Below are 15,736 nucleotides of genomic sequence, written 5' to 3'. Positions count from 1 at the left end.
GGAGGTGCTAAAAAATGACTGTAAAACATCCAGATTTTCAGACAGAAGTAGAGCGATTAGCGTATACCCAAAGTTATATGCAACAAATTTTAAATGAGTCACAAAGAGATTTAAAATCCGCTCAAGAAAATATTCGGAAGTCGATGGCAGATCTTGATTACTTAGATTCTAGTTTGAGTTATTTAAACATCTTAACCAATGCCCGATTCTTTGAAATGGCCCGTAATCAAAAGGAAGGGCTAGAAGCCGTTCAAAAGAAGCCTTATTTTGCCAGAATCCATTTTCAAAAGACAGGTGACCCTGAAGAACTTCTTTACATTGGAAAAACCTCGTTATTTCATCGTGAAACACATGAGCCGATTATTGTCGATTGGCGCTCACCAGTAGCGAATGTCTATTATGATGGCCGCCTTGGTGATATGGAGTACGATGTCCGTGGAGAAATTCATAAAGGGCATCTATTTGCTAAGCGACAATATAAAATTGAAAATGGCGATTTGCTCGATATACGTGATATTGATTTAACTACGAACGATGAACTGTTACAAGAAGCATTGGCTGGTAAAGCTGATGTTCGTCTAACCGAAATTGTCTCGACAATCCAAAAAGAGCAGAATGAAATTATTCGCGCACATCTTCGTCAACCAATAATTGTGCAGGGAGCAGCAGGCAGTGGAAAAACTACCATTGCCCTACACCGAATATCCTATTTCCTCTACACAATGGGTGAGCATTTTAATCCTGAGCAGCTCATGATTTTAGCACCGAATAAGTTATTTATTGATTATATTGGAGATGTCTTACCAGAACTAGGCGTCGATAAAATATGCCAAACTACTTTTACCGATTACGTTCTATCCGCCACTAAACTAAAATTAAAACTTCAAAATCCAAATGAACAATTAGAATCGCTTGTGGCAGGAGGAAATTCTCAGCCAACTGCTTGGATAGCTGAAATGAAAGGCTCTCTTTATTATCGCGATGTTATCGAACGCTATATCCAAAAACTAGAGCAAGATATTGCAGAGCAATTTGAAGATGTTTACATTGAAAGATACTGTATCATGCGGGCTTCTCACCTTAAGAAGCTATTTTTATATGAATTTTCTTATATGCCAATCGAAAAACGACTAGCACATATTAAAAAGGTGTTAGCTAGCCATGTTCGTCAGAAAAAGCAGTCTGTCTTAGCTACACTCCATAAAAAATATGATGAAGCACTAGGCAAGGCCTTAAATGGAATTCGAGATGATGAAAAACGGCGACGTGTTGTAACAAAGTTTATCGATGAACGAGATGAGCGAATTCCTGCCATTGAAAAAGAAGCCAAATCAACGGCAGCTGCATATATGCGTCGCTTTTCGAAACACAACATTAAAACTCTCTATCGTTCACTGCTCACCAACGCTGAACTTTTAGCGGAGTTGGCACCTGAATGGCATTATCTCGAACAACAGCAATTTTTACAATCACATCGCAAGGAACAATGGGCACTTGAAGATTTAGCTGCACTTTATTATTTACAGGCACGCTTAAAAGGCATCCCAGATGAATGGAAGATGCGCGTTGTCTTTATCGATGAAGTACAAGACTATAGTCTTTTTCAGCTCGCTGCTTTAAAAACAGGTTTGGATACTGATATGTTTACAATGGTTGGTGATTTAGCTCAAGGAATTCATAGCTATCGCTCATTAACTGCTTGGGAGCCTGTCCAAGGTTTATTCCCACGAGCAAGCTTTCGAACTTTGCAAAAAAGCTATCGTACAACCATTGAAATTATGGAAGTCGCTAATGAAATTTTAGCGCAAATGGATGAACAACTTCCGTTGGTGGAGCCAGTTGTTCGTCATGGCAATGTGCCTAGTTTTATTCAAGCGGAACAGTTCGACGCCTTAAAAATTAAAGAAATTTTTGACACGATTCGTCAACATGGACATCGGTCCATTGCTTTAATATGCAAAACGACTGTTGAAGCAATAATGATGCAAAACGATTTAACAGCTCACCAATTACCTGCACAGCTCCTAACTGAAAATGATTCCATTAATCAGGAAATGTTACTCGTTGTTCCAAGCCATTTAGCGAAAGGACTTGAATTTGATGCCGTTATTGTAGCTGCGTTTCATACGCCCTTTTACGACACGCCCATTGACCGAAAGCTACTCTATGTAGCACTCACACGGGCCATGCATGAGCTTTACCTAATAGGTCCCTCCAAAAATACATTCTTATTAGAAAATTAAAAAGTCGCTATAAGGCGACTTTTTTCATACCTCATTAATTTCTCGGTGGTAATCGATAGAACTTTCCTTTCGATAGATAGGCCTTAACCACTTTCCACCACGAACTTGGTGCTTCCTTCGGAGGAGACTTCTTTTTAGGCAATGCCGGCATGCGCATAATTACGACTCCTTTCATAAGGCTTATTAATACTATATGAAGATAGTACGCAATTATGCTAAAAAGGGCGATGAGTTCCTATCACTCCTCGCCCTTTTTATTATTGCTTTACATAATAATCAATTTGCTGGGCTTTCATAAAACCAGCCTTTTCATAAACAGATATTGCTTTTTTATTGTCTACTTCAACATCTAACATCACAAAAGTTGCGCCCGTTTTACTCGCATAATCCTTCGTAAAGGACAGTAAAGCCGTCCCAATACCTTGTCCTTCACAATTTGGGTGGACGGCAAGGGCTGTCACCCATTGTATTTCATTTTCCTGAGCTGTCGTCACCGTTCCAACAACTTCACCATCTCGGTAAGCTACCCATAGCTTTCTTCCATTAGTGGACGTATTGAAGGCAATGAGCTCTGTTGATTCTTCTGGTAAATCTCCAAATGCTTTACTATAAATAGCAATTAGCTCAGCCTGTTCGCCATTATAGGGAAGAATACTAATATCGTTTTGTAATGCTACAGGTTCCGCTTTTGTTTCTAAGGTCGCTTCTGAGAAGCTGTAAACATAATTTTTATTTTCAATAAATGTGTGTCCATGTGGGGAACCGTCAATAACAACAGCTAACTGCCCCTCTGCCCCTCGTTCTTTTAGCCCAACTTGTATCCCTTCAACTAATGCAGTCCCAATCCCCTTTTGGCGATATGCAGGTGTCACCACTAGTGACCACTCATACGTATGGACCCCAATTAAATCTATGGCACTTGCAGCTCCAACTAACAAATCATGATCATCCTCATACGCCAATACCATAAAGCCCTTCGATTCAAAAGAGCTAGCCATTGGCACATTCATAATAGTTTCGTATACTCGATAATCATGAATTGTCGCTTCTTCACATAATAATTTTACTTCCTTTAATGTTTCTCCATCCAATGGGAAAGACACTGTCATCACTGAAATATTCATTGTTTACTCCGTTCCTGTATCAGACTATTGCCCTATTGTAGCAAGAATGAAAATAAGCTGGCAACTAAATATATGATCACCCTCTATTAATGAGAATTTTACTTTAATCAATCTAATAATAAAAGGATTTTTACTATAAAAGTTCACAAAAACAACTAAAATTTACTATGAATACTAGATTTATAATAACCTAACAAACTCTTACTATCATTATTAACTCTTTTCATCTAGTTACTTTCAAACTATATACTATTCCCTACTTCTCTATATTAATTATACTATTTATTCAAATTAATTACATTTATTAATCCTACTAAAAAAGAGTAATTTCAAATGAAATTACTCTTTTAATAGTTGCTATTAGCTATTCTTCTAAATGATAAGAGGATGAATGCAGCATTTGCGCATATAAACCACCCGATTCAATCAGCTTTTGCTGTGGCCCAGCTTCCACTAGCTCACCTTTATGCATGACTAAAACCATGTCGGCATTATGCACTGTATTTAATCGGTGTGCAATAACAAAGCTTGTGCGTCCTTGCATTAATGTATCAAGTGCCTCTTGAATCGCCATTTCTGTTACTGTGTCGATACTGCTTGTCGCTTCATCTAACAATAAAATTTTAGGGTCCGCAATAAGTGCACGTGCAATTGATAGCAATTGTTTTTGGCCTTGGGAAATTTCTCGTCCATCTGCAGCAAGAATCGTATCGTATCCATCTTTGAGCTTCATAATAAAGTCATGTGCATTAGCACGCTTAGCGGCTTCCTCAATATCAGCATCACTTGCATTTAATTGGCCATATCGGATATTTTCACGAACAGTTGCTTCAAATAAAAATGGGTCCTGCAATACAAAAGCCATTTGGGAACGCAAGGATGGACGATCAATTTCCTGAACGTTAATGCCATCAAATAACACTTCGCCCTTTGACACTTCGTAGAACCTGGCAATAAGTTGAAGGATTGTCGTTTTCCCTGCTCCTGTAGCTCCTACAAGAGCTACCGTCTGTCCAGGCTCCACTTGAAAATCAATATTTTTTAATGTGTAAGATTCCTGGTCATGTGCATATTTAAAATACACTTGCTTAAATGCTACATGACCCAATAACTGGTGATCTTTCGCTGAGGTAGATTCTACTTCTGGTTGTTCGTCCAGTAACGCAAATACTCTTTCAGCACCAGCAATAGCTGATAACACTGTGTTAAATTGATTTGCTAAATCATTTAATGGACGTGTAAATTGGCGAGCATATTCAGTAAATATAACGATAACCCCTATTGACACATGCCCATATAAAGCAAGTACACCCCCTATTCCCGCAACAATAGTAAAGCTCATATTATTTAAGAAATTCATGACCTTTGGAATATAACCAGAATATGTCTGTGCCCAAAATCCCGTTCTTCTTAATCTCAAGCTTTTTTCCTGAAACTCTATCTTCATTCTTTCCTCTTGGGAAAAAGCTTTCACAATGCGCTGTCCAGATATGGTTTCTTCTATCATGCCGTTCAAGGCCCCAATAGCTGCTTGCTGCTCCTTAAATAAGGGAGCCGTTCTACGTGTAATCCACCGCATTGCCCAAAACATAAAGGGAATAATGGTCATGGTTAAAATGGTTAGCAACGGACTTAAGCTCAGCATAATAATAATGGTTCCTCCAAGCGTTAATACACTTGAAAACACCTGAATAAAAGAACTATTTAGCGTTGAACTGACCGCTTCGATATCATTCGTCATTCGGCTCATTAATTCGCCATGTTGACGTCGATCAAAGAACGCAATCGGCAGTCGTTGAAAATGACCAAATACACTTGTTCTTAGCCTGTAAATCGTTTGCTGAGCAATACCAATCATCCAATAATTTTGCAGGAACAGGGAGACGGCTAGCAGCATATAAATGCCCATTAATAAAACAATACCCTTGCCTAAGCCAGCTAGCTCTCCATGCATAACATAGTGATCAATCATTCGGCCAATCACATATGGGCCAACTAAAGCCAAAATTGAACTCGTCATGACTAGTAAAAGAACTACGACTAGAAGTGCTCGTTGCTCATCAACAATTTTCCATAACCGTAGCAATGTACTTTTCCAATCACTTGCTCGTGGCCCTTTCTTTTTCTTCACAGCCTGCTGAAGATCATCTTTAGTCAAGATCGGCTCATAGCCAAAAGGTTTTTGGAAAAATCCCATTATTCCTCCACCTCCTGTTGAGAGACTGCAATTTTTTTATAAAGCGTTGAGGATTGTAAAAGCTCTTCATGGGTTCCATATGCAACTACTTTTCCAGCATCAATAAGTAAAATACGGTCTGCACCTTTAGCTGTACGAATTTTTTGCGTGACCACCAGCATCGTAGCCTGTTCTTCGCTCAGTGCCTCCCAAAGCGCCTGTTCTGTTTTGACATCCAATGCACTTGTACTATCATCGAGCATTAATATATGCCCTTTTCTCAAGAGTGCTCTCGCAATGGATAGCCTTTGTTTTTGCCCTCCAGATAAGTTGACCCCCTTTTGCCCAACCTTAGTGTCATAACCATTTGGAAAATCCTCAACAGATGCATGTATTTGAGCTTGCATTGTAGCCTGTAGTACAGCATCCATTTCAGCATGCGTATCTCCCCAACGCACATTATCCGCAATACTGCCTGTAAATAACAAAGACTGCTGAGGGACATAACCTATAACTTCACGTAACTCTTGTAAATCCCACTGTTGAACATCCTGTCCCTCTACTAATATTCTTCCCTCAGTTACTTCATAAAAACGAGGAATAAGTTGTAACAAAGTGGATTTACCAGCACCAGTCGCCCCCATTATCGCTAATTTTTCACCCGAATTAACTTGGAAATTAACATCTGATAGGACTGGCACCTCTCCTCCTGGATAAGTAAAACTAACATGTTCAAATGTTAACTCACCGTAGCGTATACCTTGACTGATTTCTTCTGAAAATGAAACTTCCTCCACCTCATTTTCTGTGGAAAGAACTTCTGCCATACGCTCAGCTGACGCCTTTGCACGCGCATAAAAGATTATAATAAAAGCGAACATTGAAAACGAGCCTGTCATACGCATCGCATAGTTGACAATCGCAACAATATCTCCAAGTGGTGTTGTCCCAGCTGCAACCTGTTTTGTACCAAACCATAAGACGGCGAGTAGACTCATATTCATAATGAATAAAAGAACTGGCATAATGTATTCCATTATGCGTAAAGCCTTTACAGTATCCAATTTCAAACGAGATGCAACCTCATCAAAGCGTGAAGCCTCATATGTCCCTCGTAAGTATGCCTTTACTAAACGTATAGCTTGTAAATTCTCCTGTAAAACCCTATTTAAACGGTCAACTCTTTTCTGCACTCTGCCAAAATAAGACACGCCCTTTGCGACCATAAAAATAAGGAAAATTAAAATGATAGGTGCACCTATGACTAAAAACAAGGCTAATTTTGCATTCACAATAAAAGCCATTACTATACTTCCTAGCACAGCAAGGGGTGCCCGAAGCATAATACGTAAGCTCATAAACAGCACCGTTTGTACCTGTGTAACATCATTGGTTAATCTCGTAATCAAGGATGCCGTAGAAAATTTTTGATAGGTTGCTAGTGTAAAGGATTGGATTTTATCAAACATGGCATTTCGTAGATCATAAGAAAAGCTTTGAGCAGTATGAGATGAAAAGTATGAATTAATGATACCCGCCATAAAGGCAACAAATGAAAGTCCAAGTAAAACAGCACCCCATTGCACAATCATTTCGTGATTTTGAGCCCTTATTCCATCATCAATGATTTTAGCCATAATAAGCGGCTGTACAAGCTCCACAAATAACTCTAACAACATTAAACATAAAGCAAAGATAGCAGTCCATTTATAAGGTCTTACATAGGAAAAAACTTCTTTCACATTCTTTCCCCCTTGTCCTAAGATAAAATTTCATAGCTAGTTAAAAATTCCTACACAATAGTATATTTATGCTTTCTCACCTGCGATTGAAAGCCATGTTACACATACAAGCATAACGAATACCCCTATTAATTGCCAAAATCCTAGAGAAGTACCGAAGACAATAACTGATATAATCATAGCCGTCAATGGTTCAATGCTAGAGAGGATACTCGTTTCCACAGCTGTTATATATTTCATACTACTTAAAAACAATATGAAAGCGACTGTTCCAAAAAATATTAAAGCAAACATCAACAGAAGCGTCTTAAAATTAGTAAAAACGGTCCATTGGTCGGACAGCCATACTCTGCTCACAATGCCTAATGTAAGACCACCTATTAGCATCCCCCAACCAACAACTAACAGGACATTCCACTCTCTCATTAAACGTGCAGGATATAATGTGTAAAAGGCAAAGGTTAAGCCTACTGCTACACCCCATAGCAATGCTTTTGGACTAATAAGCAAACTATTAAATGAAGCGTTCGTTAGTAGTAGAAATAACCCCATAAGGGTACCAATAATTCCTATTACTTGATATTTTGGTGGCCATTTCTTTAAACTAAGAGAGACATATGCCACAACAAATATTGGCGCTAGAAACTGTAGCAAGGTCGCTAGCACAGCATTACTTTCATGAATTGCTGCTACAAATGCAAATTGAACACCTAGCATACCTACAATACCAAAAACAATGAGCTGTCTACCCCATAGTTTGTGCTGCCAAATACCAAAAATGTTTTTTCCAGTTAACAATAAATATGTAAGTAGTATCATACCTGCAACCGATAAACGGATTGTTAACATAAAGGAAACTGTCAATGATGTATGGTTTAGTAACCACTCCATCAAGGGGCCAGTCGCACCCCATAACATAGCACCTGAGACGATAAATAGTATTCCTTTTAAACGTTGCATACAAATCCTGCTTCCTATATACGTACTAAAAAATGTTATTTTTCTTCAAATCTTTTCTTGAATATCACTAGAAAAGTCCTAATTCTTTTCATTATCAAATATTTACAAATATATTCATAATGACTAATTCCATATAATTATCTATAATATTAGTATATATTGATTACCCAAGGAGATCGAAAACTCATGAGTCATATGCATAAATCATTTACGATTGATGAACATTATTTAAATTCACTTCCTTTTCCTGCAATAATTCTAAATCAAGATGGACAAGCCACTATCTGGGGAAAGAGCGCTGAACATCTGATTGGTTTATCAACTAACGATATTACAGGAAATACTACTCCATCTATACACGAAAATCTACTACGTCAGCTTCCAGTAGAAACTTTTCAAGCTATCCTACAAAACGAGGACAGCACGTTTATAGAGAAAATTCAAATTCACACCGCTTCAAAAACAGAAATGTCGACAGCACTACTTGCTAAACCTTATACAGAACAAGGAGAACGTTTGATTCTCATGGTTTTTATGCCGCCAGAATTAATGACTAATGCTGTCTCTCATTGCAGTACATTTGTAGACCTTAAACAAGGATTGGATGCTACATTTATGACTGTAACACTCGATCATGATGGTTTTATCTTAGAATGTAATAATGAGTTTCTAAAAACAAGTCAATGGACACCCAAGCGTGTTATCGGCAAAACTTTTTGGCAGCTGTTCCCAGATAATGATACTAGTGAAAAAGTGACAAATACTATCTGGCGTAATTTAAACAATGGTCACACATGGCAAGGTGAAGTTGAAAAAATCACAAAAGCGGGGCAATCCTATTGGGTATTACTAACGGCTATCCCAACTTTTAATCTAGAAACAGGTGAACAGCAATTTTTCTTAATTGAAAAGGATATTACTAAATCAAAAACTATCCAACACCAGCTTGAGAAAATAGCTTATATCGATACAGAAACTGGGCTCATGAATGCCCACCGACTTGAAAAGGTCATTAGCAATATGATTGAGGATGACAGACACTTTTCATTTGTCTATTTAAGTATTGATAAATTTTATACTTTAAAAGAACTGCACGACCAACAAATCGATCAAAGCTTAATTATTGAATTTACAAATCGTATAAAGATGTATTTCCAGGATAGCACGATGGCTCGTATCAATGAAAATGATTTTGTGGTTATCACTCCTTTAAGTGAATGGTTTATTCAAGGCTTTTTATCATACTTACAACAGCACCCTATTTATAGTGGTAATATCGCAGTACCCATCTCTATTAGTGGTGGTATCACAAGATATCCAGAGGATCAAACAACATTTTCGCAGCTTATGAAAGCGTCTATTGCTACTATTTCTACTGTGCGTGAAGCTGGTGGAGATAAAATTGTGTCACTATCAACAGCGACACATAAAGCTTTAAATCGTAAAGCATTAATTGAAAAACGATTATTACAAGCACTCGATCAAAAAAATCTAAAGGTTCTTTACCAGCCACAAATCGATGTTTATTCTGGGAAAATTACAGCTGTTGAGGCACTTGTACGTTGGGAAGATGAAGTGATTGGTGTGGTTTCACCAGATGAATTAATTCCTATCGCAGAAGAAACAGGACTAATTAATAATATCGGTTCCTTTATGCTAGAGAGAGCTTGTGAGCAGGCGTTAATTTGGAAAAAAGCTGGCCATGAATTAAAAGTATCCATCAACTCTTCTGTACGTGAGTTCCGTGATAAAAATATGGCTAAGTCCATTCTTGAAATGATAGCTAAAACAGGATGTCCAGCCAACCTTCTGCAAATTGAAATCACTGAAAAATTTGCTTTAGAGGCAGAAGCTGCAACATCTATTGCTCAGCAAATGCGTAAACTAGAAAACGAAGGCATTTCTTTCATTTTAGATGATTTCGGTACGGGCTATGGATCATTTAGGTATATGCAAATTTTACCAATAGATACAGTGAAAATCGATCAAACATTTACGAATTCTCTGCTAAAATCCGAAAAGAGCCAAAAGCTTATGAACGGTATGGTACAGCTTGGTAAATCTATGGAACTTAAAGTTGTAGCTGAAGGTGTAGAAACAGCTGAACAGGCTGATTTATTAATTACTTATGGTTGTGATGCTATTCAAGGCTACTATATTAGTAAGCCTGTAACACCGGATGAAATCGAAGCATTGCTTATAAAAAAATGATATTATAAAAAGGAGGTTGCGTATCATAGCATATACGCAGCCTCCTATTATTTTTACCTTTTATAGACCTTTTGGAATTTCACTTTACTTGAACGGACCGAACGGAAAATGAGTTGAATAATTACTTCTGCAAAGACCAGCCCAATCACAATAGCCCCTGTTATTAAAAATGCCTTTAAACCATACTGTAAGCCTTGTAAATAATCATCCTCTACAACATTTCTCATGGCATTATAAGCCATGCCTCCTGGCACTAACGGAATAATTCCACCAACAATAAAAATAATCATCGGTATTTTAAAGCGCCGCGCATATAGATGAGCCACGATGGCAATGACGAATGAACCAAAGAAAGAGGCTTTAACAACATCCATTCCTTGCTCCGTTAAAATATAATAAATAATCCAGCCAATTACCCCAACGAGACCGCAATGAAGTAGCGTCTTCCTAGGTACATTAAAAATGATGGCAATTCCAGCCGTAGCAAAAAAACTAACAACTAATTGTATGATAATGTCCATTATGTGCATGCTAGTGGCCTCCTAAAATCCTAGGGTGACGGCAATAGCTGCCCCTATGGCAAAGGCAGTTAAAAAGGCTTCTGCTCCTTTTGCCATCCCTGACATAAAATGACCTGCCATTAAATCACGAACTGCATTCGTAATCAAAATTCCTGGTACGAGCGGCATAACAGAACTAATTATAATTTTATCTAGCTCGGTCCCGTAACCATACTTTACCGCAAAGAAGGCAACAAAGCCGAGAACGAGTGATGCTGTAAATTCAGAGAAAAATTTAACTTTAGTTAAATGATTCATTATTACAAGCACTAGGAAGCCTAACCCTCCTGCTACAAAAGCGATAGGAAAATCGGACCACCCTCCCTTAAACATAATAAGGAAACAACCACTTGCAAAAGCGGCGGCAATAACTTGTAAATAGGTTGGTAAAAAATAATTTGTTTTTTGTATCGACTTTAGCTCGTCATAAGCTTCTTCTAATGTTATCATGTGAGATGTGAGTCTCCGAGATACTGAATTTACCAAGGCTATTTTTTGTAAATCTGTAACCCTACTGGAAATTGATGAAATTCTCGTTGGCTGTGTCTTGCCTAACGAAAAAATGATTCCAGTCGGTGTGGCATAACATTGAGCATTTGGCATATTTTGAGAATGTGCCATCCTCAGCATCGTATCCTCCACACGGTATGTTTCTGCACCACTTTCAATCATAATACGCCCTGCAAGCAACAAACAGTCAATCGTAAGTTCATTATCCGCTTCTTGTAAGACCATTACAGCTATCTGCCTCCTTCAAAAGGTTCCTTGCCAATAGTATCGAACTGCCATTAAAAACACAACTGAAAATTTCAGCAAAAAATTTGGCTTTTTTTAAAATTTAATTTTACATATTGATCTTCGGTTGTTCTATTTTGGTAGGGGTTCTATATCCACTAATACAGTAGTATAACCACGTTCATCATACTACTTCAAGAAGGAAAAATGGCTAGCGTTAATTTCTATAAATTCACAATAAAAGTTTATAGATTTGTATAACTTTTTTCATGATTGGCACGTCTGATTGTATAGAAAATAAAAATGAGGGGAGCGTATCCAACACCATGCAGGAACGCAGAAAAAAACGCGGCCCAATAATAGATTTTTTATTACTTGGCCTCATTGTAGCTTTAACAACTATTATACTTGTTATTATCCTATCAAAGGATGAATTTAAGTTTCAAAAAATTAGTGCTTCAAAAGAAAGCAACACAGAATCGGTTAATAGTAATATATCAACGGAAAGTTCTGCGTTTCCAGGGATACGAATTGTAACAGACGTTTCTAATGATAAACGTACACCTTTTGCCATTCATTACCCACAAACAGATAACGAAGTTTTTAATGATGCCGTATTACAATACATAACGGATTCAAAAGAAAACTATCTAGCCTCTATGAAAAAAGATAAAGAAGTTATGGGTGAATTAAATATTAGTCTTGAAACATTTCCATATCGAGAGCATTACTATTCATTTGTGCTAACAAAAATGCTTTACGTAGGTGGAGCTAACCATGAGGTCACAACGAAAACATTCTTCATTAATAATGAAACTGGCGAGCAAATTACTATTCAAACATTATTACAAAATGACGAGAATAATTTATCTACGTTAGCCGCAAATGTGCGAAAAGATTTACAGAAGAACCTTCAAATAAAGGATGAGCTTTTAAAAGATGAACTATTAAAAGCAACTGAGCCAAAATGGTCTAATTTCACTCGCTTTGCAATTGCAGACGATGCGTTACAATTCTATTTCAATGAATACGAGATTGCTAGCGGATCGGCAGGTGCCCCAATAGTGAAACTACCCCTCTCGCTCATTAACCCATTGTTAGCCTCTGAGTTTCAAATTGCTATGGAAAATGTAAAACCAACTAATCCACCACCGACTGGTGATCCAAATAAAAAAAGAATTGCGCTGACTTTTGATGACGGTCCACACCCAAAGGTGACGGAGCAAATATTAAACATTCTCGATAAATATCACGCAAAAGCAACCTTCTTTATGCTTGGTAGTCGTGTACAATATTATCCTGATATCGCAAGAGATGTACTTGCACGTGGGCATGAAATAGGAAATCATTCATGGAACCACCCAGTACTAACGAAGCTTACGCAAGAACAAGTGATGAAAGAATATAATACGACTACCGCTGAAATAGAGAAGGCCATTAATCACGGTGCCACGGTTTTTAGACCGCCGTATGGAGCGACTAATGACACAATTGACGCTGAGATTCCTGTTCCCGTCGTGCTTTGGACAATTGATACATTAGACTGGAAGCATCGTAATGCACAACAATTATTGCCAAATGTAAAAAATAATTTACACAACAATGCAATAGTACTAATGCATGATATCCATCAATCTACTGCAGATGGGCTTGATGCTGTCCTTGCCTATTTACAAGGTCAAGGCTATGAATTTGTAACGGTTTCTGAGATTTTGCCCTATCGTCAAAAGTAAAAAACTATATGCATTTTAAAGAAAGTCCAATGAATTCAAGTTGAATTCATTGGACTTTTTCTGTTATTTAATGATTAATGTATCCAGAGGTTTAAAGTCTTTTAACTGATAGCTTTTCACTTCATTGCGCGCTACTGTATAAAGAGCGTCCTCTATATAAACAACTCTTTGTACAACCTGCTCCCAATTTTCATATGGCTCACCGTTTGTAGCACTCATAATATTTCCTTTTAGAACAATTCCTTTATTTGCTGTAATTTCATAAATTTGAGCACCCTGACCCTTATAAAGAATATTATCCCCTTTACCCGCTTCGTATTGGACAACTGGGAAGCCAAAGTAGTTGTATTCCTTATTTCGGAATAGCGCTTTTGGATTATATTGAACTTCAGAATAGGAACCCTTTCCGCCAATTTTCACGGTAGATTGTTCTTTCGGGTTTTTGAAGTCTGATACGTCAAACAATGACATTTTCATATTAGTTGTCACCGTAAAATTACGCTTCGTAAACGAATCATAGCGTTGCTCTGTATCATAGCCAATACCAATTAAATGTGTGTCATCTAATGGATGCAAGTAATTACTAAAGCCTGGAATCTTTAACTCTCCAAGGATTGCTGGTTTTTTCGGATTTGCTACATCAATGACAAACAATGGATCAACTTCCTTAAATGTCACCACATATGCCTTATTACCCATAAATCGAGCAGAATAAATTTTCTCCCCAGGTGCCATATCTTTTACTGTACCTAGTGTTTTTAACTGTTCATCCAAAATAAAGAGGTGGTTATAGGAGGTGCTTTTCTCATCCCATATATTTCCTTCTGTCGTAAAGATTCGTAAATTGCCCTTATACTCATCCATTGAATATTGATTTAATACAGTCCCCTTTACTTCAGTACTACCAGTGAAATTCAATGTTGTTCCATCTACATTCCATTTAAAAATTTGCGTGTCAGCTGCTCTTGGCATCCATATCATATCCATCGCGCGTTTTTCTAATGGAATAGCGTTATTCCCGTCATAAATGGGCGTCGTTAAATATAGCGCATTCTCTGACATATAAAGTCCACTACTGCCGCCCAAGTATCCTTTTGTATTAGCCGTTGTTGTAGCACCATTTTTTAAATCAACAGCTGTTATTAAACTATAGGTACCATCCATTGTATTAGGCAAAATTGATATTTTTTCTAAAGGTAAGCTTTTGAACACTTCTCCCGTCAAACTATCATAAGTTTTTGGTTTTAGATCTGCTTTTTGCTCTTGTTGTAATACCCAATAGTTTGGATACATATTACCAATTAAATAGAGTGTGTCCTTGGTAATGCGGATATCCCGTAAATATCCTTCTTGCCCCACATCGCGTATATGTCTTGGGTTGTTTGGATTGGAAATATCATAAAATGAAGCTGTGACCATTCCTGTGCCTGCTTTTTCAATATATTGGTCCCCTATCGCTATTAATAAATTATCATATAGCGCAAGCTTTGAAATATATTGCGACTCCTTCAGCTTAATATTTGCAGCCTGTTTCAAATGCTGGGGGTCTTTAGCGTTAACAACTGTAATGCTTTGGTCTTTTGCAGTAAAAATAAAGCCATCTTTTACAACAACAATATCGCCCTCTTCTACACCTTCCACTTGATTATTAGTAGTAGACTCGTTACTGGTTGTTGCTTTGTCTTCGCTTTTAGCACTTGACATCTCCTCTTCTGCAATTCCACCTCTTGGGGCCTTTAGCAAGTTATTGAAATATTGTTCTAATTCTTTTTCTGATTGAACGGCAGTTAACGTCTCAATAATTGTAAATGGAATAACTTGTGCAGTTACATTCAGTCCTCCCTGTGCAAAGGCTTCTTTTTTTACATGTAATTGATAACTGCCTGGTACAAGTCCCTTTACAACTAATGTTTTTTGATCCTCTAACAATGCAATCGTTGCAGGGACTTTTTTCCCTTTTTCTGTCGTTACATACACATTGTCAGTAAGTTTATTCTTCTTTAAGCTTACAGAAAATGATGCTTGCCAACTTTGGGTAGCCATCCCCACACTAGCAGCCTTAGCAGTTACCTCTGTATTTACTGCCCATGTGAAAATACCAGGCACAATCGCTATAACAGCTATCAAAATGAATGCCAGCCATTTATTTTTCATTATTTTACCTCTCCTTCATATACTTGTTTATCCATTAGACTAGGAAAAAGACGGAAAGTTACATTGTTCTGAAATTTTTTTAAAGATGGATTACACCC

Annotated in this window: 10 protein-coding genes; 3 read left to right on the top strand and 7 right to left on the bottom strand. The window is 37.5% G+C overall.

The features are described from left to right. Positions 1 to 14: 14 nt before the first annotated feature. A complete protein-coding gene (gene helD, locus ACE1MS_RS01860; RefSeq protein ID WP_012292635.1) occupies positions 15 to 2,243 on the top strand; it encodes an RNA polymerase recycling motor HelD in 2,229 nt (742 codons plus the stop codon). 257 nt (positions 2,244 to 2,500) lie between these two features. Here helD and ACE1MS_RS01855 read toward each other — a convergent pair whose 3' ends face one another. From ACE1MS_RS01855 to ACE1MS_RS01840, 4 genes are all read right to left on the bottom strand, one after another. Next, a complete protein-coding gene (locus tag ACE1MS_RS01855) occupies positions 2,501 to 3,367 on the bottom strand; it encodes a GNAT family N-acetyltransferase (RefSeq protein ID WP_012292634.1) in 867 nt (288 codons plus the stop codon). A gap of 364 nt (positions 3,368 to 3,731) precedes the next feature. Continuing rightward, positions 3,732 to 5,564: an ABC transporter ATP-binding protein gene (locus tag ACE1MS_RS01850; RefSeq protein ID WP_447402659.1), complete on the bottom strand. Its 1,833-nt coding sequence runs from the start codon at positions 5,562 to 5,564 to the stop codon at positions 3,732 to 3,734. Further along, complete coding sequence (locus tag ACE1MS_RS01845; protein ID WP_036166716.1) at positions 5,564 to 7,285, bottom strand: ABC transporter ATP-binding protein; 1,722 nt, start codon at positions 7,283 to 7,285, stop codon at positions 5,564 to 5,566. Before ACE1MS_RS01845 ends, ACE1MS_RS01850 begins: the two co-directional genes overlap by 1 nt. Positions 7,286 to 7,351: 66 nt before the next feature. Then, positions 7,352 to 8,245 (bottom strand): DMT family transporter, encoded by an 894-nt coding sequence (locus ACE1MS_RS01840; RefSeq protein WP_012292630.1) that lies wholly within the window; start codon positions 8,243 to 8,245, stop codon positions 7,352 to 7,354. Between the two features lie 186 nt (positions 8,246 to 8,431). Between ACE1MS_RS01840 and ACE1MS_RS01835 the strand changes: the two genes are divergently transcribed. Then, positions 8,432 to 10,456, top strand: a complete 2,025-nt coding sequence (locus ACE1MS_RS01835) for an EAL domain-containing protein (protein WP_012292629.1) — start codon at positions 8,432 to 8,434, stop codon at positions 10,454 to 10,456. 53 nt (positions 10,457 to 10,509) lie between these two features. On the opposite strand, the gene ACE1MS_RS01830 is transcribed toward ACE1MS_RS01835, so the two are convergent. Both ACE1MS_RS01830 and ACE1MS_RS01825 read right to left on the bottom strand, forming a co-directional pair. Beyond that, the gene (locus ACE1MS_RS01830; RefSeq protein ID WP_036160690.1) at positions 10,510 to 10,986 is read right to left on the bottom strand and encodes a threonine/serine exporter family protein; all 477 of its coding nucleotides are present in this window, start codon (positions 10,984 to 10,986) and stop codon (positions 10,510 to 10,512) included. A 12-nt stretch (positions 10,987 to 10,998) separates the two neighbouring features. Then, positions 10,999 to 11,751, bottom strand: a complete 753-nt coding sequence (locus ACE1MS_RS01825) for a threonine/serine exporter family protein (protein ID WP_422762593.1) — start codon at positions 11,749 to 11,751, stop codon at positions 10,999 to 11,001. A 326-nt stretch (positions 11,752 to 12,077) separates the two neighbouring features. Here ACE1MS_RS01825 and ACE1MS_RS01820 point away from each other — a divergent pair, with 326 nt between their 5' ends. Then, on the top strand, positions 12,078 to 13,484 hold the full coding sequence (locus ACE1MS_RS01820; protein WP_447402658.1) for a polysaccharide deacetylase family protein: 1,407 nt from the start codon (positions 12,078 to 12,080) through the stop codon (positions 13,482 to 13,484). Positions 13,485 to 13,547: 63 nt separating this feature from the next. Here ACE1MS_RS01820 and ACE1MS_RS01815 read toward each other — a convergent pair whose 3' ends face one another. Then, the gene (locus tag ACE1MS_RS01815) at positions 13,548 to 15,638 is read right to left on the bottom strand and encodes a beta-propeller domain-containing protein (RefSeq protein WP_036166710.1); all 2,091 of its coding nucleotides are present in this window, start codon (positions 15,636 to 15,638) and stop codon (positions 13,548 to 13,550) included. Positions 15,639 to 15,736 lie beyond the last annotated feature (98 nt).

The organism is Lysinibacillus sp. fkY74-1 (assembly GCF_053165895.1).
Note: the sequence above shows the minus strand (reverse complement) of the source record. Positions and strands in the feature narration are given on the sequence as shown.

What these genes read in the sequence shown, in the direction of transcription:
- helD (WP_012292635.1), top strand. Translation starts at nt 15, where the DNA reads ATGACTGTAAAACATCCAGATTTTCAGACAGAAGTAGAGCGATTAGCG.
- ACE1MS_RS01855 (WP_012292634.1), bottom strand. Translation starts at nt 3,367, where the DNA reads ATGAATATTTCAGTGATGACAGTGTCTTTCCCATTGGATGGAGAAACA.
- ACE1MS_RS01850 (WP_447402659.1), bottom strand. Translation starts at nt 5,564, where the DNA reads ATGGGATTTTTCCAAAAACCTTTTGGCTATGAGCCGATCTTGACTAAA.
- ACE1MS_RS01840 (WP_012292630.1), bottom strand. Translation starts at nt 8,245, where the DNA reads ATGCAACGTTTAAAAGGAATACTATTTATCGTCTCAGGTGCTATGTTA.
- ACE1MS_RS01835 (WP_012292629.1), top strand. Translation starts at nt 8,432, where the DNA reads ATGAGTCATATGCATAAATCATTTACGATTGATGAACATTATTTAAAT.
- ACE1MS_RS01830 (WP_036160690.1), bottom strand. Translation starts at nt 10,986, where the DNA reads ATGCACATAATGGACATTATCATACAATTAGTTGTTAGTTTTTTTGCT.
- ACE1MS_RS01825 (WP_422762593.1), bottom strand. Translation starts at nt 11,751, where the DNA reads ATGGTCTTACAAGAAGCGGATAATGAACTTACGATTGACTGTTTGTTG.
- ACE1MS_RS01820 (WP_447402658.1), top strand. Translation starts at nt 12,078, where the DNA reads ATGCAGGAACGCAGAAAAAAACGCGGCCCAATAATAGATTTTTTATTA.
- ACE1MS_RS01815 (WP_036166710.1), bottom strand. Translation starts at nt 15,638, where the DNA reads ATGAAAAATAAATGGCTGGCATTCATTTTGATAGCTGTTATAGCGATT.